Origin of the sequence: Leifsonia williamsii, assembly GCF_030433685.1 — a bacterium.
Classification (GTDB): Bacteria; Actinomycetota; Actinomycetes; order Actinomycetales; family Microbacteriaceae; genus Leifsonia; species Leifsonia williamsii.
The window spans coordinates 714,215-735,103 of sequence record NZ_JAROCF010000001.1; the positions used below are offsets into that span (position 1 = coordinate 714,215).

Genomic DNA, 20,889 nt, shown 5'->3' on the forward strand with positions numbered 1-20,889 from the left:
AAACCCACTGATTATGCACCGGATTGGCAGGAACCGTCGCTGCACCACGCCGTCGCATGCCGCCGATCGGATTTGATCAGCGTCCGTCCACCACGTTACCGTGAGGTCGAAAGTTATCCCCAGGCCATCCCAAAAACGGCCGGAGATCGCTACGGTATTGGACACACAGCGGTGGATAACCCTGTGAATAGCTCCGGCGGCATCCGAGCCGCCAGCCCGACGCGAGTCGACGGGGGACCGACTCGTCCCTGGAGCGCGGGCGACGGCATCCACTGGAACATGAAGACGGGGAACGATGGCAGGCGGCGAAGAGTCCATTTCTGCGGCATGGCAGAGCGTGCTCGACAAGCTCGAGACGGACGACCGCATCACCCCTCAGCTGTACGGCTTCCTCAGTCTGGTCGAGCCCAAGGGCATCATGGCCGGCACCTTCTACCTCGAGGTCCCGAACGAGTTCACCCGGGGCATGATCGAGCAGCGCAGCCGCGTCCCCCTCCTCAACGCCATCGGCACCCTCGACGACGACCTGGCCGTCAACACGTTCGCGATCGTCGTCAACCCGGAGATCCAGCAGGAGGTCATGGCCGGCCCCGCCGAGCCGGAGCCCGCCTCCGCCGGCTACATCGACGCCGCTCCCGCGACCCTCGCCTCCACCGTCGCCCCGCCGCCGGAGATCACCGCGCCGGCCCGCAGCAGCGACACCCGCCTCAACTCGAAGTACAGCTTCGACAACTTCGTCATCGGCCAGTCCAACCGCTTCGCCCACGCGGCGGCGGTCGCCGTGGCCGAGGCGCCGGCGAAGGCCTACAACCCGCTGTTCATCTACGGCGACTCCGGCCTCGGCAAGACACACCTCCTCCACGCCATCGGCCACTACGCGATGAGCCTCTACCCGGGGATCCGCGTCCGGTACGTGTCGAGCGAGGAGTTCACGAACGACTTCATCAACTCGATCGCGAACAACCGCGGCTCGTCGTTCCAGGCGCGCTATCGCAACATCGACATCCTGCTGATCGACGACATCCAGTTCCTGCAGCGGGCGGTGGAGACGCAGGAGGCGTTCTTCCACACCTTCAACACCCTCCACGACCACAACAAGCAGGTGGTCATCACGAGCGACCTGCCGCCGAAGATGCTGACCGGCTTCGAGGACCGCATGCGCTCGCGGTTCGAGTGGGGCCTGATCACCGACGTGCAGGTGCCCGACCTCGAGACGCGCATCGCCATCCTGCGCAAGAAGGCGCAGAGCGAGAAGATCCAGGTGCCCGACGACATCCTGGAGTTCATGGCCTCGAAGGTCTCCAGCAACATCCGCGAGCTCGAGGGCACGCTCATCCGCGTCACCGCCTTCGCGAGCCTCAACCGCACCCCGGTCGACATGCCCCTGGTGCAGACGGTTCTGAAGGACCTGATCACCCTCGACGACGACAACGTGATCGCGCCGACGGACATCATCACCAACACCGCCGAGTACTTCAAGCTCACGGTCGACGACCTCTACGGCTCCAGCCGCTCCGCCGCCGTCGCCACCGCCCGGCAGATCGCCATGTACCTCTGCCGCGAACTGACCAATCTGTCGCTCCCGAAGATCGGCCAGCTGTTCGGCGGCCGCGACCACACCACGGTCATGTATGCGAACAAGAAGATCAGCGAGCTCATGAAGGAGCGGCGCTCGATCTACAACCAGGTCACCGAACTGACCAGCCGCATCAAGCAGAACCACCGCTACGGCAAGTAGCGCCCTCGTCGCGCGCTCCCTCGACCCGGGTACCGGTCGAGTTATCCACATTTCCATCCCCAGTTTGGGGACAAAGCGTTATTAACACTTGTGGATAACTTGTGGAGAAGCTCCGGATAGCTCCGCGCTTAATGGGGACGAACGCGCTCGACCTGTGAAGACCGGCTCTGCGGGCCTCCCGACGCCCGGGGTTGTGAACAGGCGGTGTCCTCAGGTCATCAACAGGGCGGACCACCCCGGATCCCAGTCGCTGCGCGGTCTCAACAGAGTTATCCACATTTTCCACAGCGGTTAACACCATTAATCATTAACTCTTCTGGTTAAGGGCGGGCGACAACCTCAGGCGGTCGGCGGGATCTCCGGCCCGCCCGTCGGAGGCATGGGGCTAGGATTCTTGACGATCCGTATCCGCGAGCCGACCAGGGGTGACTTCGTGAAGTTCCAAGCCAACCGGGATGTCTTCAGCGAGGCCGTCTCGTTCGCCGTGAAGCTCCTTCCGCAGCGGACGACCCTCCCCATCCTGAGCGGCGTGCTGATCGAGACCACCGACTCCGGCCTCCAGCTCTCGTCCTTCGACTACGAGGTCTCGGCCCAGACGGAGATCGCCGCAGAGGTCGAGGAGCCCGGCCGTGTGCTGGTCTCCGGCCGACTCCTGGCCGAGATCGCGGCGAAGCTGCCGAACGCCCCGGTCCAGTTCTCGACCGAGGAGTCGAAGATCCGCGTGCGCGCCGGATCCGCCAACTTCACGCTGCTCTCCATGCCGGTCGAGGAATACCCGAGCATCCCGCAGGTCAGAGGCGAGGCCGGTCTCGTCCCCGCCGAGGAGTTCGCGGAGGCCGTCGCCCAGGTGGGCGTCGCCGCGTCGCGCGACGACGTCACCCCCGTGATCACCGGCGTCCAGCTCGAGGTCGGCGGCAACCGGATCGGCCTCGTCGCCACCGACCGCTACCGCGTCGCCGTCCGCGAGATCGACTGGGACAACGGCACGACCTCCGGCGAGCCCCAGACCGCGCTGGTCCCTGCCCGCACCCTCACCGAGATCGGCAAGACCTTCGGCCACAGCGGCAACGTCTCCGTCTCGATCACCAACCGCGACGATCGCGAGCTGATCGCCTTCACAGCCGACCGCAAGACCGTCACCTCCCTGCTGATCAAGGGCAACTTCCCGCCGGTGCGCCGGCTCTTCCCCGAGACCGTCGACAACTACGCCGTTCTCAACACCGCCGAGCTCATCGAGGCCACCCGCCGCGTCGCGCTCGTCCTGGAGCGCGAGGCCGCGCTCCGCTACACCTTCACCGCCGACGGACTGACCCTCGAGGCCATCGGTTCGGAGCAGGCGCAAGCATCCGAGAGCATCGACGCTCTCCTCACTGGCCAGGAGACGGTGGTTTCGCTGAAGCCGCAGTTCCTGCTCGATGGTCTCGGTGCCGTGCACTCGGAATTCGTGCGCATCTCCTTCACCAAGACCGAGAACCCCAACAAGCCGGGCCCTGTGCTCATCACGAGCCAGACTTCGAAGGACCAGGCGGGCTCGGACTCGTACAAGTACCTGCTGCAGCCCAACCTGCTCCTCCGCTGAACCGGCGAATCGCAAGAGAAGAAGGATGATCATGCACATCGGCCTCATCGGACTCGGACGCATGGGCAACAACATGCGCGCCCGCCTCGAGAAGAACGGGATCGAGGTCACCGGTTACGACACCAACCCCGACGTCTCGGACGTCGCGACGCTCGCCGACCTCGTCGCCGCCCTCCCCACCCCGCGCACCGTGTGGGTGATGGTCCCCGCCGGCCAGATCACCGACTCGGTCATCACCGAGCTCGAGCCGCTGCTGGAGTCGGGCGACCTCGTCATCGACGGTGGCAACTCCAAGTTCACCGAGGACTTCAAGCACGCCGAGCTGCTCGCGCCCAAGGGCGTCGACTTCATGGACTGCGGCGTCTCGGGCGGCATCTGGGGCCTCGAGAACGGCTATGGCCTCATGGTCGGCGGCTCCAAGGAGCAGGTCGAGCGGGTCATGCCGGTCTTCGACGCGCTGCGCCCCGAGGGTCCGCGCGAGGAGGGCTTCGTCCACGTGGGCGAGGTCGGCGCCGGCCACTACGCGAAGATGGTGCACAACGGCATCGAGTACGCCCTGATGCAGGCATACGCCGAGGGCTACGAGCTGCTCGACACCCGCAAGGACATCATCAAGGACGTCACCGGCACCTTCAAGGCGTGGCAGCGCGGCACGGTCGTGCGCTCCTGGCTGCTCGACCTCCTGGTGCGCGCGCTCGAGCAGGACCCCGAGTTCGAGCACATCGAGGGCTACGTCCAGGACTCGGGCGAGGGCCGCTGGACCGTCGAGGAGGGACTGAACAACGCGGTCCCACTGCCGACGATCAGCGCCTCGATCTTCGCCCGCTTCGTCTCCCGCCAGGAGGACTCGCCGGCCATGAAGGCCGTCGCCGCCCTCCGCAACCAGTTCGGCGGCCACGCTGTGAAGGCCGTGGACTAACCCTCCTTGAGAGTTACGCATCTTTCCCTGACCGACTTCCGCAACTACCGCACTGCGGAGGTGCCGTTCGCGGCCGGCGCGAATCTGTTCGTCGGCCGCAACGGCCAGGGGAAGACCAACCTGGTCGAGTCGCTCGGCTACCTGAGCACCCTCGGGTCGCACCGGGTGTCGAGCGACCAGGCCATGATCCGCAAGGATGCGGAGTCCGCCATCGTGCGGGCCCGCATCCGGCACGAGGAGCGCGAGCTGCTCGTGGAGGTGCAGCTCAACCGCGGCGCACCGAACCGCGCGCAGGTGAATCGGGCGGCGATCAAGCCGCGGGAGCTGCCGCGCTACTTCTCCAGCGTCCTCTTCGCTCCGGAGGACCTCGCGCTCGTGCGCGGGGAGCCGGGCATCCGGAGGCGCTTCCTCGACCAGCTGCTCATCCAGCGCAATCCCCGCTTCTCCGCGGTGATCGCCGACTACGAGCGCGTGCTCAAGCAGCGGAACACCCTGCTGAAGTCGGCACGGGCGTCCCGGGTGAAGCCCGACCAGCTCGGCACCCTCGACATCTGGGACGACCGGCTCGTCGCGCTCGGCACCGAGCTGATCGATGCGCGCCTCGAGCTGGTCGCCCGGCTGAGCGATCCGATCGTCGCGGCCTATCGCTCGGTCGCGGGCGACGACCACCACCCGAGGCTCGTGCCGCAACTCACCATCCGCGGAGCGCACGTGGATGACGACGACGACGCGAGCGACGATGTAACCACCTTCGCCGGTTCGGACACGGCTGAGGTCTTCCGGCAGGCACTGGCGGCCGTACGGGCCAAGGAGCTCGAGCGCGGACTGACGCTCGTGGGGCCGCACCGCGACGACGTGCTGTTCGAACTCAACGGGCTCCCCGCCAAGGGATACGCCAGCCACGGGGAGTCGTGGTCGTTCGCGCTCGCGCTCAAGCTCGCCTCCGCCGAGCTGCTGCGGCACGAGTCGTCCACCGGCGACCCGGTACTGATCCTCGACGACGTGTTCGCCGAGCTCGACCAGGCGCGGCGCCGGATGCTTGCAACCGCCGTAGCCGGTTACGAGCAGGTTCTGATCACGGCAGCGGTCTACGACGACGTGCCGGGGGAGTTGACCGCTCATACCGTCCGCATCGAGGCCGGGCAGGTGGTCGAGGTGTCGCCGGTGGAGGCGTCGTCCGATGCCTGAACGACCCGACAAGGGCGGGATGTCCGAGGCGTCGGCCGTCTACCTCCGGATGAAGGAGCTCTTCGCCGGCACCACCGGCCGCGGTCGTCGCGCCCGGCGGCAGGCCGAGGAGAAGCCTGGCGAGAGCAAGCCGTTCGGCGCCGGACGCGACCCGCGCGGGATCGGCGACGTGATGGACGCGCTGACGGTGCAGCTCGGCTGGACGCCACAGCTGGCGCAGTCCGACCTCCTCGAACAGTGGCGCGAGCTCGCCGGCGAGGAGACCGCCCGGCACGCCGTTCCCGACGCGATCACCGACGGGGTGCTGGTCGTCCGGTGCGAGTCGACGGCGTGGGCGACGCAGCTGAGGATGATGCGTTCGGAGCTGCTCGTGCGCATCGGCGAGCGGTTCCCGGAGGCGGGCATCGAGTCGATCCGCTTTCAGGGGCCGGACGCCCCCTCGTGGAAACGCGGTCCCAGGTCGATTCCAGGGCGCGGCCCGCGCGATACTTACGGCTGAGTGCACAAAAGAGGTCGCCCCTGCGAAGAAAACGCGTCAGAGGGGCGATTTCGGCCATCTCGACCCCCTCCTCTTGGTAGAATGGAGGGTCACTGTCTAGTGCGGTCAGGAGCCGAATTCTCATATGACGATGGAACCGAACAGGGCCGAGGCGGAACACGACTACGGCGCGAATGAGATCCAGATCCTCGAGGGTCTCGAAGCCGTCCGCAAGCGACCCGGGATGTACATCGGTTCCACCGGTCCCCGCGGTCTGCACCATCTGGTCTACGAGATCGTCGACAACTCCGTCGACGAGGCGCTCGCGGGCTTCGCCGACAACATCGAGGTCACCATCCTCCCCGACGGCGCCGTGCGCGTCGACGACAACGGCCGCGGCATCCCGGTGGACGAGCACCCCACCGAGAAGAAGTCGACGGTGGAGGTCGTGCTCACGATCCTGCACGCCGGCGGCAAGTTCGGCGGCGGCGGGTACGCGGTCTCCGGCGGCCTGCACGGCGTCGGCAGCTCCGTGGTGAACGCGCTCTCCTCGCGCCTCGATGTCGAGGTGCACCGTCAGGATTACGTGTGGCGGCAGAGCTACCGCAACGGCGTGCCGCAGGCACCGCTGGAGCAGGGGGAGCGGTCCGACCGCACCGGAACCATCATCACCTTCTGGCCGAGCCCCGACACCTTCGAGACCGTGGTCTTCGACTACGAGACCCTGCGTACGCGGTTCCAGCAGATGGCGTTCCTCAACAAGGGCCTGCGCATCGCGATCACCGACGAGCGCGCCCCCGAGGTCGAGCCCGTCGAGGGTGAGGTCGACGAGACGGAGACGAAGCCCGCTCGTCACGAGGTCTTCCTCTACGAGCGCGGCCTGCAGGACTACGTGCAGTACCTCAACTCCGCCAAGAAGGCCGAGGTCGTGCACGACGAGATCATCTCGTTCGAGTCGGAGGACACCGAGCGCAAGATCGCGCTCGAGGTCGCCATGCAGTGGACGACGAGCTACAACGAAAGCGTCTTCACGTACGCCAACACGATCAACACGCACGAGGGCGGCACCCACGAGGAGGGCTTCCGCGCCGCGCTGACCACGCTGGTCAACCGCTACGCGCGTGAGAAGGGCATCCTCAAGGAGAAGGACGACAACCTCTCGGGCGACGACGTGCGCGAGGGCCTGACCGCGGTCATCTCGGTCAAGCTGTCGGAGCCGCAGTTCGAGGGCCAGACCAAGACCAAGCTGGGCAACACGGAGGCGAAGGCGTTCGTGCAGAAGGTCGTCGGCGATCAGCTCGGCGACTGGTTCGACCGCAACCCGAACCAGGCCAAGGACATCATCCGCAAGGCGCTCCAGGCGGCGACCGCCCGCATCGCCGCCCGCAAGGCGCGCGAGACGGCACGCCGCAAGGGCCTCCTCGAGAGCGGCGGCATGCCGGGCAAGCTCAAGGACTGCCAGTCGAAGGACCCGACGGTCTCCGAGATCTTCATCGTCGAGGGCGACTCGGCCGGCGGCTCCGCCGTGCAGGGCCGCAACCCTGAGACGCAGGCCATCCTGCCCCTCCGTGGCAAGATCCTGAACGTCGAGAAGGCGCGGCTCGACCGGGCGCTCGCCAACAACGAGGTGCAGGCGATGATCACGGCGTTCGGCGCCGGCATCGGCGAGGACTTCAACCCCGAGAAGGCGCGCTACCACAAGATCGTGCTCATGGCCGACGCCGACGTCGACGGCCAGCACATCACCACGCTGCTGCTCACGCTCCTGTTCCGCTACATGCGCCCCATGATCGAGCTCGGCTACGTGTACCTCGCGCAGCCTCCGCTCTATCGGCTCAAGTGGTCGAACGCCGAGCACGAGTACGTCTACTCGGACCGCGAGCGCGACGCGTTCCTCGCCGAGGGCCTGGCGGCCGGCAAGCGCATCCCGAAGGACAACGGCGTGCAGCGCTACAAGGGTCTGGGCGAGATGGACTACCGCGAGCTGTGGGAGACCACGATGAACCCGGAGACCCGCACGCTGCTGCAGGTCACCCTCGACGACGCGGCCGCTGCCGACGAGATCTTCGCCACCCTCATGGGTGAGGACGTCGACTCGCGCCGCACGTTCATCCAGAAGAACGCGAAGGACGTCCGGTTCCTCGACATCTGACGCCCGCTGAGGGCTGACAGGTGGCATGAGGACCGATGGAGAAGAGAGAACTGTGACGGACGAAGAGACCACGGGAGCCGGCTTCGGCATCCACGGCAGGATCGACCAGGTCGACCTGCAGGCCGAGATGCAGCGGTCGTACCTCGACTACGCGATGAGCGTCATCATCGGTCGTGCGCTGCCGGAGGTGCGAGACGGGCTGAAGCCGGTGCACCGCCGCGTGATCTACGCGATGTTCGACGGCGGCTACCGCCCCGACAAGGCGTTCTCGAAGTGCGCGCGCGTCGTCGGCGACGTCATGGGCCAGTTCCACCCGCACGGAGACAGCGCGATCTACGACGCGCTCGTCCGCCTCGTGCAGCCATGGAGCCTCCGCTACCCGCTCGCGCTCGGGCAGGGCAACTTCGGCTCGCCGGGCAACGACGGCGCGGCCGCCCCGCGATACACCGAGACCAAGATGGCGCCGCTCGCGCTGGAGATGGTCAGGGACATCGACGAGGAGACCGTCGACTTCCAGGACAATTACGACGGTCGGACGCAGGAGCCGTCCGTGCTGCCGAGCCGCTTCCCGAACCTCCTGGTCAACGGCTCGGTCGGTATCGCGGTCGGCATGGCGACCAACATCCCGCCGCACAACCTCCGCGAGGTGGCCGACGGTGCGCTCTGGCACCTCGCCCACCCCGAGGCGTCGCGCGAGGAGCTCCTGGAGGAGCTGATCAGGCGCATCAAGGGCCCGGACTTCCCGACGGGAGCCCAGATCCTCGGCACCAAGGGCATCCAGGACGCGTACCGCACCGGCCGCGGCTCGATCACGATGCGCGCCGTCGTGAACATCGAGGAGATCCAGGGCCGGGTCTGCTTGGTGGTCACCGAGCTGCCGTACCAGGTCAACCCCGACAACCTGGCCATCAAGATCGCCGAGCTGGTGAAGGACGGCCGCATCGGCGGCATCGCCGACATCCGCGACGAGACCTCCGGCCGCACCGGCCAGCGCCTCGTGATCGTCCTCAAGCGCGACGCGGTGGCCAAGGTCGTGCTCAACAACCTGTACAAGCACACGCAGCTGCAGGAGAACTTCGGCGCCAACATGCTGGCGATCGTCGACAACGTGCCGCGCACGCTCGCGCTCGACGGCTTCATCACGGCGTGGGTCGACCACCAGATCGACGTGATCGTGCGGCGGTCGCGCTTCCGCCTCCGCAAGAAGGAGGAGCGCGCGCACATCCTCCGCGGCTACCTCAAGGCGCTCGACGCGCTCGACGAGGTCATCGCCCTCATCCGGCGGTCGCCCACGGTGGAGGAGGCCCGCGACGGCCTGAAGGGCCTGCTCGATGTCGACGACATCCAGGCCGAGGCGATCCTGGCGATGCAGCTGCGCCGCCTGGCCGCCCTCGAGCGCCAGAAGATCATCGAGGAGCACGACCAGATCGAGCTCGACATCGCCGAGCTCAAGGGCATCATCGCCTCGCCGGAGCGCCAGCGCTCCATCGTCAGCGAGGAGCTCACCGAGATCGTCGACCGCTTCGGCGACGACCGCCGCACTGAGATCATGCTCGGCTTCGACGGCGACATGAGCATGGAGGACCTCATCCCCGAGGAGGAGATGGTGGTCACGGTCACGCGGGGCGGCTACATCAAGCGCACGCGCAGCGACAACTACCGCCAGCAGCACCGCGGCGGCAAGGGCGTGAAGGGTGCGCAGCTGCGCGGCGAGGACGTGGTCGACCACTTCTTCGTCACGACCACGCACCACTGGCTCCTCTTCTTCACCAACAAGGGACGTGTCTACCGCGCGAAGGCGTACGAGGTGCAGGAGGCCGGCCGCGACGCGAAGGGTCAGCACGTCGCCAACCTGCTCGCGATGCAGCCGGACGAGGAGATCGCCGAGATCCTCGACATCCGCGACTACGAGGTGGCGAAGTACCTGGTGCTCGCCACCCGCGACGGCCTGATCAAGAAGACGGCGCTGAGCGAGTACGACACCAACCGCTCGGGCGGCATCATCGCGATCAAGCTGCGCGAGGAGGACGAGCTCGTCTCCGCGCTGCTGGTCGAGGAGGACTCCGACCTGCTGCTGGTCTCCCGTCAGGGTATGTCGATCCGCTTCACGGCCTCCGACGAGGCGCTGCGGCCGATGGGCCGCTCGACCTCCGGCGTCATCGGGATGCATTTCCGCGGTGACGATCGGCTGCTCGAGGCATCGGTCGTCTCGGACGAGGGCTACGTCTTCGTCGTGACCGAGGGAGGCTACGCCAAGCGCACCTCCGCCGACCAGTACCGCCTGCAGAACCGCGGCGGTCTGGGCATCAAGGTGGCCAAACTCAGCGAGGATCGGGGCGACCTCGTCGGCGCTCTGATCGTCGATGAGGACGACGAGGTCCTTGTGGTTCTTGCCAGCGGCAAGGTGGTACGCTCTGCCGTGGCCGAGGTACCCGCCAAGGGCCGTGACACCATGGGTGTCGTCTTTGCACGTTTCGCCGAGTCGGACAAGATCATCGCCGTGGCGAAGAACACCGAGCGCAACCTCGAATCGCAGAACGCAGTCGACGATCAGGCTGATGCTGCACAATCGGAGGACGCCGGGAAGGAAGAACCCCTCAATGAGCAGTAGCGTCGCCGAGAAGCTCGCCAAGAAGTCGTCGCGCCGGCCCGCATCCTCGAAGCAGGTGCGGCTGAAGCTGGTGTACATCGACTTCTGGTCGACCGTGAAGCTGTCGTTCCTCGCCGGCATCTGCCTGGCGATCATCGCGGTCGTCGGCACCTTCCTCATCTGGACGGTGCTCGACCGCACCGGCATCTTCGACCAGGTGAACAGCCTGGTGAAGGACATCTCCGGCGCCGGCGGCGGCGACCTGCGCGCCGTGCTCGGCCTCGGCCAGGTGATGGGCTTCTCGCTGATCGTTGCCATCCTCGACATCGTCGTGGTGACCGCGCTCGGCGCCGTGTTCGCGCTCCTCTACAACCTGTCCGTGAAGATCACGGGCGGGCTGCTGGTCGGGTTCACGAACAACTGACCGATTTCGCATCGGCCGGGCAGATCAGGTAGGCTCTAATCTGCCCATTCGGGGATATAGCTCAGGCGGTTAGAGCGCTTCGCTGATAACGAAGAGGTCCGAGGTTCAAGTCCTCGTATCCCCACCAGTACTTCCTCCCGGGGCCTTAGCTCAGTTGGTAGAGCGCCTGCTTTGCAAGCAGGATGTCAGGAGTTCGAATCTCCTAGGCTCCACCCTGTTCGGCTCTCTCGCTCACTCGTTCGGCGCGGCGATCGCGCGTGTCGGGAACGGGCTCGAGTACGAGACGCTCGTGGTCACGCTCCCGAGCGTCCCGACCTTGCCGCTCACCTGCTCGAGGTGCCGCATGGAGGTCGCGACGACCTTGAGGATGAAGCAGTCGTCGCCCGTCACGTGGTGCGCCTCCACCACCTCCGGCGTCTCGGCCAGGAGGTCGTGCAGCGGCTTGTACACGCTGCTCGGGTAGCGCAGGCGGAGGAAGGCGAGGATGCCGTAGCCCAGGCGCTCGGGGTCGACGACGGCCCGGTAGCCCTGGATGACGCCGGCCTCCTCCATTCGACGCACGCGTTCGGCGACCGCACTGTTGGACATGTGGACCGTCCGCGCGAGCTCGGTGATCGACTGCCGACCGTCTCGCTGGAGCTCGGCGAGGAGGGCTCGATCCACGGTGTCGGCGACGAATGGGGAAGTGACGGTCATGCGCCGATTCTGGCACGGCATCGACGGCCTGACGGCTTGAACGCCGTGGATCGTCTCTTCAATCGCTCGCTCCGCTTGCCTAGCGTTGAGGTCATGACGATCACCGAGACGACTTCCGCAGCCTGCCGCCATTTCGCCGCCAAGCTGCAGTTCGAGACGGACCCCTCCGACGTGATGGCCGACCGCGAGGCCGGGCGATCCTTCATGCTGATCGACAGCCGTGGCGAGGCCGCCTGGCAGCAGGGCCGGGCGGCAGGGGCCATCCACCTCCCGACCGCGCAGATCGCGGACAGGGCGCGGGAGGTCGTGCCCGACGGAACGCCGGTCGTCGTGTACTGCTGGGGCCCTGGCTGTAACGGCTCGACGCGGGCGGCCCTCGCGTTCAGCCTGCTCGGCTACGACGTCCGCGAGATGATCGGCGGCTTCGAGTATTGGGCGCGCGAGGGACTCCCCGTGGAGGACGACCACGGCCCGGTCGTGCGTGCCGCCGACCCGTTGACGGCGCCGGTGAACGGGGCGAGCTGCGCCTGCTGAGGTGGCAGATACTGGGCGGATCAACTAGTCTCTAGGTACAGCAGGACTCTTCGGACTCCCGCACCTGCCAACGCCCCGCCGACGCGGGGCGTTGTGTTTTCAGGGGTACCAAACGTACTCGCTCACGGTGATCTGGCGGATGTTGCCGACGATCTTGTCGACCGCTCTTTCTGAGCGTGGATCACGCTCGGTCACCGTCCGCGTGCGATTGAGGAAGAACGTCGCAACGTCAGCAGCTTGCAGCAGCCGGCTCTCGTGCGAGGGGCCGAAGTAGATGGTGTCGGCGATGCAGCGGAGCTTGTCGGAGGTGTAGCCGGGGATCGCCGCCGCTTTCAGATCTCGCAGACTGCGGCGAGCGTGGGCGGCGGCATGATGCTCATCAGCGAGTACGAGACCGAGTGCCTCATCATCGAGGCTGCCCAGCTGCCTCTGCACCTCTGCGAGCGTGTGCGCGAGGGTGAGCAGATGAGCGGGATGGGGACGACGGTATCGCGCCTGTTGCGCGGCGACATCCACTCCACGGAAGACGAATGATGCCGTCGATCGGGCGAGGACCTTCGCAACCAGATCGGCTGCCTTGATCCGCCAGGGAATCGGAACGGGTCGCCACGCCTCGCGTCCATGGAACATGCTGGCGGCGTGGAACTCGGAGCTGCCGTCGAACCCTGGGCAATGCCGGGCCACTAGCTCGCCGATCTCGTTCAAGCCGCGCTCAATGGAACGAACGGCCTCATGATCCGCGATCAAAGCGCCGAAGAAGTAGAAACGGCCGTCCCGCGCGGATTCATCGATGTAGACCAGACGCACCCGTCTACTCTACTGAAATATGCAATGCGACCCTACTTGAGCAACCGCGACAGCACCCGGTCGGCGAGCGGCTTGCCGCCGGTCTGGCACGTGGGGCAGTACTGGAATGTCGAGTCGTGGAAGATGACCTGGCGGATGGTGTCGCCGCAGACCGGGCACGGCTCGCCCGTGCGGCCGTGGACGCGAAGGCCGGACTTCTTCTCGCTCTTCAACTCGGAGGCCGCCAGGCCGTCGGCGCGGGCGAGCGCGTCTCGCAGGGTGGATTGGAGGGCGTCGTAGAGGCGCTCCACGTCGTCGGGCGGCATGTTCGCCGGCTTGTACGGCGACATCTTGGCCACGTGGAGGATCTCGTCCGAGTAGGCGTTGCCGATGCCGGCGATCAGCGACTGGTTGCGCAGCACGCCCTTGATCTGCGCGCGGCCCTGGTCGGCGAGGATGCCGGCGAACGCCTCCTCGGTGAAGTCCGGCGACAGCGGGTCGGGGCCGAGCCGCGCGATGCCGGGGACCTCGGCGGGATCGCGCACGACGTAGATCGCGAGCGACTTCTTGGTGCCGGCCTCGGTGATGTCGAGGCCGCTGCCGTCATCGAGGACCAGTCGCGCGGCCAGCGGACCCTTGCCCGGGCGCCCGGTGGGCGGGGGAGGCGGAGCGTCGCGCCACCGGATCCAGCCCGCGCGGGCCAGGTGGATGACGATGTGGAGGTCGCCGGCGGCGATGTCGAGGAACTTGCCGTGCCGGGTGACACCGGAGACGGTGGTGCCGTGCAGAGTGTCAGCGGGTGGGTCGAAGGTCTTGAGTGCGGCGAACGCCACGACGCTGAGCCGGTCGATGACGCGCCCGGTCAGCCGGCCGCCGAGGTCGGCGGCGAGGGCGGTGACTTCCGGGAGTTCGGGCACCACCCCATACTGCCCCGAACCTGCGACAAGCAGCAGTAGGGTGTCCGGATGGATATCAGGGTCGCCGCCTACGGAGTCATCGTCGACGAACGGGAGCGCATCCTCCTCGCCCACTGGAACGAGAGCGGGCGCTCCGGGTGGACGCTCCCAGGCGGAGGGATCGATCCCGGTGAGGACCCGGTGGACGCGGTGGTGCGCGAGATCCGAGAGGAGACGGGTTTCGACGCGGTCGCGGGCGACCTGCTCGGCATCGACTCGAAGGTGGTCCCCGCCGAGCAGCGGTTCGTCCCGGAAGCGGGGCCGCTGCACGCCCTGCGCATCGTGTATCGCGCATCCGTCGTCGGCGGGAGGCTGACGAACGAGCTCGACGGGTCGACCGACGAGGCCGCCTGGTTCCCGCTCACGGCCATCCCGAACCGGCGGGTCGAGCTGGTCGACATCGCCCTCGGGATGGCCGGGCTGCGCTGACGCAGCCGGGACCCGCGGCTAAGCGCGCGGAGACGTGGCGACCGGACGCACCTGCTCCGCGGGCATGATGATCCACAGCGCGGCGTAGACCAGGAACTGCGGCCCCGGCAGCAGGCAGGACAGCACGAAGAGCACGCGCACCGTCGTGGCCGTGAGACCGAAGCGGCGCGCCAATCCGGCGCAGACGCCCGCGAGCACGCGGCCGTCGCGGGGTCGTTCGAGAGTGTTCATACGGACAGCCTCTCGCGTCGGCGAGACGGCCGCCATCGGGGAAACCCCCGAAAGGCCCCCTACTCGGCGGCGGAGCCGGGGGTGGCGCCGGTGCTCGAGGCTGTACCCGTCGCGGCAGCGGAGGCCGTGGTCGACTCCGTCGGCTCCTCGTCGGCGACCCACAGCTCGTCGTCGGCGCGGAAGGTCTGCCAGACCGCGTACAGGAGGCCCGCCGCGGCGACGATCCCGAGACCGACCGCGATCACCGTGCCCGCACCCGGGCCCGACTTCTGCTTCGCGACCTCGATCTTGCGGGTGAACTCCTTGCCCGCCTGCTTGAAGTCACCGCGGAAGGCGGCGGAGCGGGCGGCGCGCGCGTGGTCGACGACCGACAGCGCGGTGCCGACGGCCGTGCCGACCGCGGGGATGACGTCGCCGACGAGACGCTCGCGGGCGACACCCGCGTACTTGCCGGCGGTCGCGGCCGCGGTGTGGGTCACCGGACGCACGTAGGAGTCGTACCCCTCACGGACGCGCGGTGCGACCTCCTCGCGGGCGTAGTAACCGGCTTGCTTGCGGGCCTGCGCAGCCAGGGCGTTGGCATTCGCCAGGACGTCCTGCTGCTGGCTCCACAGCTGCTCGGCGTCGTTGCGCAGTCGCTTGAGCTCCTTCTTGCGCTTCCGTGTCAGGCTCATCTGGACCTCCATCGAGTACGGCTGGCGAACTGACTCCATCTTGCCACCGAAAGGGCTGGGGATGGCCCGAGAGCCGGAACCCCCTATGCAAGAATTGGTGCCATGTCTAAGCACACCGCTGTCGCCACGCTCCACACTAACTACGGAGACATCAAGGTCAACCTCTTCGGCAACCACGCTCCGAAGACGGTCAGGAACTTCGTGGGGCTCGCGACCGGTGAGATCGAGTGGACGAACCCGGCCACGGGTGAGAAGACCAACGCTCCGCTCTACAACGGTGTCGTCTTCCACCGCATCATCCCGGGCTTCATGATCCAGGGCGGCGACCCGCTCGGTCAGGGCATCGGCGGCCCGGGCTACCAGTTCGACGACGAGATCAACCCGGAGCTCGACTTCACCGAGCCGTACATCCTGGCGATGGCCAACGCCGGCATCCAGGGCGGCCGCGGCACCAACGGCTCGCAGTTCTTCATCACTGTCGGCCCGACCACGTGGCTGCAGGGCAAGCACACGATCTTCGGCGAGGTCGCCGACGACGCGTCGCGCAAGGTCGTCGACAAGCTCGCCGATGTGCCGACCGACGCTCGCGACCGGCCGCTGGACGACGTGGTCATCGAGTCCGTCGACATCGAGCAGGTCTGAGAGCGGGCGGGCGAGCCGGAAGGATGTCTCAGCCCGTCGACGCGCGAGCGAGTTACTGCTACCGCCACCCCGGCCGGGAGAGCTATGTCCTCTGCCAGCGCTGCGGCCGCACCATCTGCGGTGAGTGCCAGACGCCGGCCGCGGTCGGCGTCATCTGCCCGGAGTGCATGGCGGAGCAGCGTGCCACCGCGCCGCGCACCAAGCCGGTCTGGTACACGCGGCTGAGCGGAGGGACGACCCCGGTCGTCACCTACACGATCATCGCGCTGTGCGCATTGGTCTTCGTACTCGGGCTCGTGCCCGGGTTCGGTGGTCTGGTCGACAACGCGCTGCTCTATGCGGGCGTGTACTCCGACCCGGCTGCCTTCCAGCCGTGGCGCATGCTCACGTCGCTGTTCGTGCACGCCAACTTCATCCACTTCGCGCTCAACATGTACACGCTGTGGATCTTCGGCTCGGCGTTGGAGCCGATGCTCGGGAGGCTGCGCTTCCTCGCGCTCTTCCTCATCAGCGGGTTCGCCGGCTCGCTGGCCGTGCTGCTGCTGACGAGTCCGCTGCAGCCCGTCGTCGGCGCCTCCGGAGCCATCTTCGGCATGTTCGGCGCCTTCTTCATCATCCAGCGTCGCCTGGGCGGCAATGCGACGCAGATCCTGATCCTGGTGGCCATCAACCTGGCGATCGGCTTCATCCCCGGTTTCGACATCGCCTGGCAGGCGCATGTCGGCGGCTTGCTCGGCGGCCTGCTGGTCGGCCTGATCTACGTGGAGACGCGCAAGCCTTCGCGGCGCTCGCTCCAGCTGCCGCTCGTCATCGCGCTCTGCGTACTGCTGATCCTGGTCAGCCTCGTCCGATTCCTGTAGTTCCCCACACCGCGTGGATAAGTTATCCACAGCGTTGTTAACAGTGGGGATAATTACACCGGTGTAACTCTCCACAGGCTTATTAACACTGGGGAGAACCGCCTTTCCACACTTCTACACACTGTGGACAACCGGCTGTGGATAACTGTGGAGAAACCGGCCGTTCACGGCGCGGCTACCGCTCCGGGAACGAGAAGAGCCCGGGGCGGCGGAAGGCCGGACCCGGGCTCTGGACGCGCAGCGTCAGTGGTGGAGGACTACCGCCACCTGGTGGTCATGAGGAAGCCGATGAAGGCGATGCCGAAGCCGACGAGGATGTTCCAGGCGCCGAGGCTCGGGATCGGGTACTGGTTCTGGCTCACGTAGAAGACGATGATCCAGATCAGCCCGAGGAGCATGAAGCCGAACATCACCGGCTTGAACCATACGGGGTTCGGCGCCTCCTCACCGGAGGCGACGGCGCGCCGGTCGGTGCGTGCGGGGCGCTCGGGCTTGGTCTTCGTCTTGCTGCGTGCCATAGCACCACAGTGTAGCGGGACGTATCTGAGCATTGTCGCCGCATCCGAGCAGGCGAACACGGCGGCGAACGTTCAGATTGTCCCGGTAGTATCCGTAATATGACCGACCCGTACGAGGACACCCCCACGCGCGAGACGCCGGTGCCCACCTCGCGTGCGCAGCGTGCTCGCCGCCGCCGGCGCCCGCGGCGCCGCGTGACGTTCCTCGGCGTGGTGGGGGAGCTCCTCATCACGGCCGGCGTGCTGGTCCTGCTCTTCCTGGGCTGGCAGGTGTGGTGGAACAACCTCGTCACCTCCAACCAGCAGTCCTCCTCCGCGGCCTCCCAGAGCCAGAAGTGGATCGACGACGCGATCAAGGCGCCGCCGGCCACCACGCCGGACGGTCAGCCGGCAACCCCGACAGACCCTCCCGTGCTCGCGAAGCCGGCGGACTACCAGGCCTTCGCGGTCATCTACATCCCGCGCCTCGGCGCCGACTGGAAGCGGACCATCCGCGAGACCGTCGACACCGAGAAGGTGCTCAACAGCTACACCGCCGGCGTCGGGCACTACGCCGACACCCAGCTCCCGGGCCAGGTCGGCAACTTCGCGGTCGCGGGCCACGACAGCGGCTGGGGCAACACCTTCATCGACCTGTCGAAGCTGCACATCGGCGACCGCATCTACGTGCAGACGAAGGACGGCTGGTACACGTACACCTTCCGCAACTTCGAGTTCGTGCAGCCGTCGGCCGTGCAGGTGCTGCTGCCGGTGCCGCGACAGCCGCAGGCCACCCCGGTCGACCGACTCATGACCATCACCACGTGCAACCCGCCGTTCCACGCGGGCGAGCGACTCATCGCCTACAACACGTTCCAGGGCTTCGCGCCCACGCAGGACGTCCCCAGCGAGATCGCGGCCGTGGTCGCCGAAGGGAGCTGACCCGAATGTACGCAGCGCTGTGGCGCATCCTGCCGGGTCCGGTCTGGCTGCGCATCATCATCGTCCTGATTCTTGTGGCGGCCGTGCTCTTCGCGCTCGTGACCTGGGTATTCCCCTGGGTGGATTCGCTCGTCGGTCCCCAGGAAGGTACCGTGGGGCCGTGACCCGCGTACTCGTCATCGACAACTACGACAGCTTCGTCTACACGCTCAACGGCTACCTGCGCGAGCTGGGCGCCGAGACGGAGGTCGTGCGCAACGACGACATCCCCGTCGCCGACCTGCCGACCCGGCTGGCGGAGTACGACGCCGTGCTGGTCTCTCCCGGGCCGGGAAAGCCCGCCGACGCCGGCGTCTCCATCCCGGCCGTCGAGCAGGCGCTCACAACCGGTCAGCCGCTGCTCGGCGTCTGCCTCGGTCATCAGGCGATCGCGGAGGCGTTCGGCGGCGTGGTCACCAACGCCGAGGAGCTGATGCACGGCAAGACCTCGCAGGTCACGCACGACGACAGCCGTCTCTTCGACGACGTGCCGCAGCCGTTCACCGCGACGCGGTACCACTCGCTCGCCGTCGTCGACGGCACGCTGCCCGCCGACCTTGCGGTCACGGCCCGCACCTCCGGCGGCGTGATCATGGCGCTCCAGCACGTGGAGGCGCCGATCTACGGGGTGCAGTTCCACCCGGAGTCCGTGCTCACCGAGGGCGGCTACCGGATGCTCGGCAACTGGCTCGAGGTCGCCGGGCTCGCCGGAGCGGCCGAGGCGTCGCGTGCGCTCAACCCGCTGGTGAAGCTGGGCTGAGTCAGCCCGAGCAGTACGTCAGGTCGACCGTCGTCCCCTGCGGGACGTCGCCCGGCGCCACCGACTGCGTGTGCACGAGCGGAGCGCCCGAGTCCTGCGGGCAGGTGCCGTCCGGCTTCGGGTTCGCCGTCAGCCCGGCCTGCGACAGGATGCCGGTCGCGGCCTGGATCGTCTGCCCGGTGAGGTCGGTCAGCGTCACCTTGCCGCTCGAGACCGTCAGCGAGATCGGGTCGCCCTCGTGGGCGGTTCCGCTCGGCTGCGGGTCGGTGGAGATCACCACGTTGGCGCCGACCGACGGGGAGTTCTCGGTCGTGACCGGGCCCACCGTCAGCCCCGCCGCTTCGATGGCCTGCTTCGCGGCGTCGAGCGTCATGTTGTGCACATCCGGCACGGACACGGTCTTCTTGCCGGACGAGACGTACACGGTGATCGTGTCGCCGGTGGCGACGACGATGCCGGCGTCGGGATCGGTCCGGATGACCTGCCCCTCGCTGTAAGTGGCGCTCGACTCCGTGGTCTGCGTCCACTTCAGCTTCATGTTGTCGAGCTCGGCGGTGGCCTTGTCGAGCGTCTGCCCGGAGAGGTTCGGGACCTCGCGCGAGGTCTCGGGCATGGTGGTGCTCGGCGCCAGGCGGAGCACCCAGGCCAGCACGGCGACGATGACGACAGCCATGACAGCGATACCGGCCCAGATCCAGATGACGGGAGGGCGGCGCTGCGTGCGCGTCATCGTCTGGTCCTCGGCGAGCTGCCGGAAGGCGGCCTCGGGCCCGGAGACCGTGGTGGGGGGCGCGCCGAAGAGCGTCTCGGCGAACTCGTCGTGCTCCTTGTGCTTGGGCACCCGGCCGGCCGCGGCCTCCTCGAGGTCATGGCGGAACTCCGCGACCGTCTGGTAACGCTCGAAGCGGTCCTTGGTGAGGGCGCGGGCGACCACGACATCCATCGCCGGGGACACCTTGTGGTTGATGCTGCTCGGGGCGACCGGCGTCTCGCTGACGTGCTGGTACGCCACGGCGACCGGGGTGTCGCCGCGGAAGGGCGGACGGCCGGTGAGCATCTCGAACAGGACGACGCCCGTCGAGTAGAGGTCGGTGCGGGCATCCACCGATTCGCCCTTCGCCTGCTCGGGCGAGAAGTAGCTGGCGGTGCCGAGCACGGCGGTCGTCTGCGCCACGGTCGCCGAGGAGTCGCTGATCGCGCGGGCGATGCCGAAGTCCATGACCTTGACCTGGCCGTTGCGCGTGATCATCACGTTGCCCGGCTTGATGTCGCGGTGGACGACGCCCGCCCGGTGCGAGTACTCGAGGGCGGTGAGGATGCCCTCGGTGATGCGCACGGCCTCCGGAACCTCCAGCGGACCGCGCTTGATGAGGTCTTTCAGGAGGACGCCGTCGACGTACTCCATGACGATGAAAGGGAGCTGCGCCTCGTGGCCGTTCGGCTCGCGCACGGTCTCCTCGCCGGCGTCGAACACGCGGACGATGGTCGGGTGCGCCATGCGGGCCGCGGCCTGAGCCTCCTGCCGGAAGCGGGTGCGGAACGCCGGGTCGGTCGCGAGCGACGGCTTGAGCAGCTTGATCGCGACGGTGCGGCCCAGCCGGGTGTCGGTGCCCTTGTGCACGTCGGACATGCCGCCGCGCCCGATGAGTTCGCCCACCTGATATCGGCCTGCGAGCAGGCGGCTATCTGGGCTCAATGCATACTCCTATCGGGCGGGTGACCTGGCTAGTGTAGCGGGGCGTTTCTGGATATCTCCCCCGGGCGAGGGGTAGACC

At 67.5% G+C, this 20,889-nt stretch carries 22 protein-coding genes and 2 tRNA genes; 17 read left to right on the forward strand and 7 right to left on the reverse strand.

Annotated elements, in window-relative coordinates:
- Positions 1 to 295 precede the first annotated feature (295 nt).
- From dnaA to P5G50_RS03425, 10 genes are all read left to right on the forward strand, one after another.
- Positions 296 to 1,738 carry a chromosomal replication initiator protein DnaA gene (gene dnaA / locus P5G50_RS03380; RefSeq protein WP_301211707.1) on the forward strand — a complete coding sequence of 481 codons (1,443 nt, stop codon included), beginning with the start codon at positions 296 to 298 and terminating at the stop codon, positions 1,736 to 1,738.
- 433 nt (positions 1,739 to 2,171) lie between these two features.
- Entirely contained in the window at positions 2,172 to 3,317 is a 1,146-nt protein-coding gene (gene dnaN, locus P5G50_RS03385) for a DNA polymerase III subunit beta (RefSeq protein WP_301211913.1), read from the forward strand.
- Positions 3,229 to 4,236: a phosphogluconate dehydrogenase (NAD(+)-dependent, decarboxylating) gene (gene gnd / locus P5G50_RS03390; RefSeq protein WP_435870915.1), complete on the forward strand. Its 1,008-nt coding sequence runs from the start codon at positions 3,229 to 3,231 to the stop codon at positions 4,234 to 4,236. Before dnaN ends, gnd begins: the two co-directional genes overlap by 89 nt.
- A gap of 6 nt (positions 4,237 to 4,242) precedes the next feature.
- Positions 4,243 to 5,424 carry a DNA replication/repair protein RecF gene (gene recF / locus P5G50_RS03395; protein WP_301211709.1) on the forward strand — a complete coding sequence of 394 codons (1,182 nt, stop codon included), beginning with the start codon at positions 4,243 to 4,245 and terminating at the stop codon, positions 5,422 to 5,424.
- A complete protein-coding gene (locus tag P5G50_RS03400; protein WP_301211710.1) occupies positions 5,417 to 5,923 on the forward strand; it encodes a DciA family protein in 507 nt (168 codons plus the stop codon). Before recF ends, P5G50_RS03400 begins: the two co-directional genes overlap by 8 nt.
- A gap of 124 nt (positions 5,924 to 6,047) precedes the next feature.
- Complete coding sequence (gyrB, locus tag P5G50_RS03405; protein ID WP_301211711.1) at positions 6,048 to 8,054, forward strand: DNA topoisomerase (ATP-hydrolyzing) subunit B; 2,007 nt, start codon at positions 6,048 to 6,050, stop codon at positions 8,052 to 8,054.
- 25 nt (positions 8,055 to 8,079) lie between these two features.
- The gene (gene gyrA, locus P5G50_RS03410; RefSeq protein ID WP_435870823.1) at positions 8,080 to 10,665 is read left to right on the forward strand and encodes a DNA gyrase subunit A; all 2,586 of its coding nucleotides are present in this window, start codon (positions 8,080 to 8,082) and stop codon (positions 10,663 to 10,665) included.
- Positions 10,655 to 11,068, forward strand: coding sequence for a DUF3566 domain-containing protein (locus P5G50_RS03415; RefSeq protein ID WP_301211713.1), 414 nt, complete (start codon positions 10,655 to 10,657; stop codon positions 11,066 to 11,068). Before gyrA ends, P5G50_RS03415 begins: the two co-directional genes overlap by 11 nt.
- 50 nt (positions 11,069 to 11,118) lie before the next feature.
- Positions 11,119 to 11,195 (forward strand) — tRNA-Ile (locus tag P5G50_RS03420).
- A gap of 12 nt (positions 11,196 to 11,207) precedes the next feature.
- A tRNA-Ala gene (locus tag P5G50_RS03425) sits at positions 11,208 to 11,280 on the forward strand.
- A 19-nt stretch (positions 11,281 to 11,299) separates the two neighbouring features.
- Here the strand turns inward: P5G50_RS03425 and P5G50_RS03430 are convergent.
- Positions 11,300 to 11,764, reverse strand: coding sequence for an Lrp/AsnC family transcriptional regulator (locus tag P5G50_RS03430; protein ID WP_301211714.1), 465 nt, complete (start codon positions 11,762 to 11,764; stop codon positions 11,300 to 11,302).
- A 93-nt stretch (positions 11,765 to 11,857) separates the two neighbouring features.
- Here P5G50_RS03430 and P5G50_RS03435 point away from each other — a divergent pair, with 93 nt between their 5' ends.
- On the forward strand, positions 11,858 to 12,298 hold the full coding sequence (locus P5G50_RS03435) for a rhodanese-like domain-containing protein (RefSeq protein ID WP_301211715.1): 441 nt from the start codon (positions 11,858 to 11,860) through the stop codon (positions 12,296 to 12,298).
- Positions 12,299 to 12,397: 99 nt separating this feature from the next.
- Here P5G50_RS03435 and P5G50_RS03440 read toward each other — a convergent pair whose 3' ends face one another.
- Together P5G50_RS03440 and P5G50_RS03445 are read right to left on the reverse strand one after the other, a co-directional pair.
- Positions 12,398 to 13,105, reverse strand: coding sequence for a DUF3800 domain-containing protein (locus P5G50_RS03440; RefSeq protein WP_301211716.1), 708 nt, complete (start codon positions 13,103 to 13,105; stop codon positions 12,398 to 12,400).
- A gap of 32 nt (positions 13,106 to 13,137) precedes the next feature.
- Positions 13,138 to 14,001, reverse strand: coding sequence for an Fpg/Nei family DNA glycosylase (locus tag P5G50_RS03445; protein ID WP_301211717.1), 864 nt, complete (start codon positions 13,999 to 14,001; stop codon positions 13,138 to 13,140).
- 48 nt (positions 14,002 to 14,049) lie between these two features.
- On the opposite strand from P5G50_RS03445, the gene P5G50_RS03450 reads away from it, so the two are divergent.
- Entirely contained in the window at positions 14,050 to 14,469 is a 420-nt protein-coding gene (locus tag P5G50_RS03450) for an NUDIX hydrolase (RefSeq protein WP_301211718.1), read from the forward strand.
- An 18-nt stretch (positions 14,470 to 14,487) separates the two neighbouring features.
- Here P5G50_RS03450 and P5G50_RS03455 read toward each other — a convergent pair whose 3' ends face one another.
- Positions 14,488 to 14,700: a PspC domain-containing protein gene (locus P5G50_RS03455; RefSeq protein ID WP_301211719.1), complete on the reverse strand. Its 213-nt coding sequence runs from the start codon at positions 14,698 to 14,700 to the stop codon at positions 14,488 to 14,490.
- A 59-nt stretch (positions 14,701 to 14,759) separates the two neighbouring features.
- Entirely contained in the window at positions 14,760 to 15,374 is a 615-nt protein-coding gene (locus P5G50_RS03460; protein WP_301211720.1) for a hypothetical protein, read from the reverse strand.
- A 102-nt stretch (positions 15,375 to 15,476) separates the two neighbouring features.
- Here P5G50_RS03460 and P5G50_RS03465 point away from each other — a divergent pair, with 102 nt between their 5' ends.
- Both P5G50_RS03465 and P5G50_RS03470 read left to right on the forward strand, forming a co-directional pair.
- Positions 15,477 to 16,016 carry a peptidylprolyl isomerase gene (locus tag P5G50_RS03465; RefSeq protein WP_301211722.1) on the forward strand — a complete coding sequence of 180 codons (540 nt, stop codon included), beginning with the start codon at positions 15,477 to 15,479 and terminating at the stop codon, positions 16,014 to 16,016.
- Between the two features lie 23 nt (positions 16,017 to 16,039).
- Positions 16,040 to 16,876: a rhomboid family intramembrane serine protease gene (locus P5G50_RS03470; protein WP_301211723.1), complete on the forward strand. Its 837-nt coding sequence runs from the start codon at positions 16,040 to 16,042 to the stop codon at positions 16,874 to 16,876.
- 257 nt (positions 16,877 to 17,133) lie between these two features.
- On the opposite strand, the gene P5G50_RS03475 is transcribed toward P5G50_RS03470, so the two are convergent.
- On the reverse strand, positions 17,134 to 17,394 hold the full coding sequence (locus P5G50_RS03475) for a cell division protein CrgA (protein ID WP_301211724.1): 261 nt from the start codon (positions 17,392 to 17,394) through the stop codon (positions 17,134 to 17,136).
- A 99-nt stretch (positions 17,395 to 17,493) separates the two neighbouring features.
- Between P5G50_RS03475 and P5G50_RS03480 the strand changes: the two genes are divergently transcribed.
- The 3 genes from P5G50_RS03480 to P5G50_RS03490 are packed head-to-tail and all read left to right on the forward strand — an operon-like array spanning position 17,494 to position 19,114.
- The gene (locus P5G50_RS03480; protein ID WP_301211725.1) at positions 17,494 to 18,315 is read left to right on the forward strand and encodes a class E sortase; all 822 of its coding nucleotides are present in this window, start codon (positions 17,494 to 17,496) and stop codon (positions 18,313 to 18,315) included.
- Between the two features lie 5 nt (positions 18,316 to 18,320).
- Positions 18,321 to 18,479, forward strand: a complete 159-nt coding sequence (locus P5G50_RS03485; protein ID WP_301211726.1) for a hypothetical protein — start codon at positions 18,321 to 18,323, stop codon at positions 18,477 to 18,479.
- Positions 18,476 to 19,114 carry an anthranilate synthase component II gene (locus P5G50_RS03490; protein ID WP_301211727.1) on the forward strand — a complete coding sequence of 213 codons (639 nt, stop codon included), beginning with the start codon at positions 18,476 to 18,478 and terminating at the stop codon, positions 19,112 to 19,114. Before P5G50_RS03485 ends, P5G50_RS03490 begins: the two co-directional genes overlap by 4 nt.
- A gap of 1 nt (position 19,115) precedes the next feature.
- Here the strand turns inward: P5G50_RS03490 and pknB are convergent, their stop codons facing one another.
- A complete protein-coding gene (pknB, locus tag P5G50_RS03495; RefSeq protein ID WP_301211728.1) occupies positions 19,116 to 20,810 on the reverse strand; it encodes a Stk1 family PASTA domain-containing Ser/Thr kinase in 1,695 nt (564 codons plus the stop codon).
- Positions 20,811 to 20,889: the final 79 nt, after the last annotated feature.

Coding starts and splice junctions, on each gene's coding strand:
- P5G50_RS03415 (WP_301211713.1), top strand. CDS start 10,655: ATGAGCAGTAGCGTCGCCGAGAAGCTCGCCAAGAAGTCGTCGCGCCGG.
- P5G50_RS03430 (WP_301211714.1), bottom strand. CDS start 11,764: ATGACCGTCACTTCCCCATTCGTCGCCGACACCGTGGATCGAGCCCTC.
- P5G50_RS03400 (WP_301211710.1), top strand. CDS start 5,417: ATGCCTGAACGACCCGACAAGGGCGGGATGTCCGAGGCGTCGGCCGTC.
- P5G50_RS03485 (WP_301211726.1), top strand. CDS start 18,321: ATGTACGCAGCGCTGTGGCGCATCCTGCCGGGTCCGGTCTGGCTGCGC.
- gyrA (WP_435870823.1), top strand. CDS start 8,080: ATGAGGACCGATGGAGAAGAGAGAACTGTGACGGACGAAGAGACCACG.
- P5G50_RS03465 (WP_301211722.1), top strand. CDS start 15,477: ATGTCTAAGCACACCGCTGTCGCCACGCTCCACACTAACTACGGAGAC.
- dnaA (WP_301211707.1), top strand. CDS start 296: ATGGCAGGCGGCGAAGAGTCCATTTCTGCGGCATGGCAGAGCGTGCTC.
- P5G50_RS03470 (WP_301211723.1), top strand. CDS start 16,040: ATGTCTCAGCCCGTCGACGCGCGAGCGAGTTACTGCTACCGCCACCCC.
- P5G50_RS03460 (WP_301211720.1), bottom strand. CDS start 15,374: ATGAGCCTGACACGGAAGCGCAAGAAGGAGCTCAAGCGACTGCGCAAC.
- P5G50_RS03450 (WP_301211718.1), top strand. CDS start 14,050: ATGGATATCAGGGTCGCCGCCTACGGAGTCATCGTCGACGAACGGGAG.
- P5G50_RS03475 (WP_301211724.1), bottom strand. CDS start 17,394: ATGGCACGCAGCAAGACGAAGACCAAGCCCGAGCGCCCCGCACGCACC.
- P5G50_RS03480 (WP_301211725.1), top strand. CDS start 17,494: ATGACCGACCCGTACGAGGACACCCCCACGCGCGAGACGCCGGTGCCC.
- P5G50_RS03455 (WP_301211719.1), bottom strand. CDS start 14,700: ATGAACACTCTCGAACGACCCCGCGACGGCCGCGTGCTCGCGGGCGTC.
- gyrB (WP_301211711.1), top strand. CDS start 6,048: ATGACGATGGAACCGAACAGGGCCGAGGCGGAACACGACTACGGCGCG.
- P5G50_RS03435 (WP_301211715.1), top strand. CDS start 11,858: ATGACGATCACCGAGACGACTTCCGCAGCCTGCCGCCATTTCGCCGCC.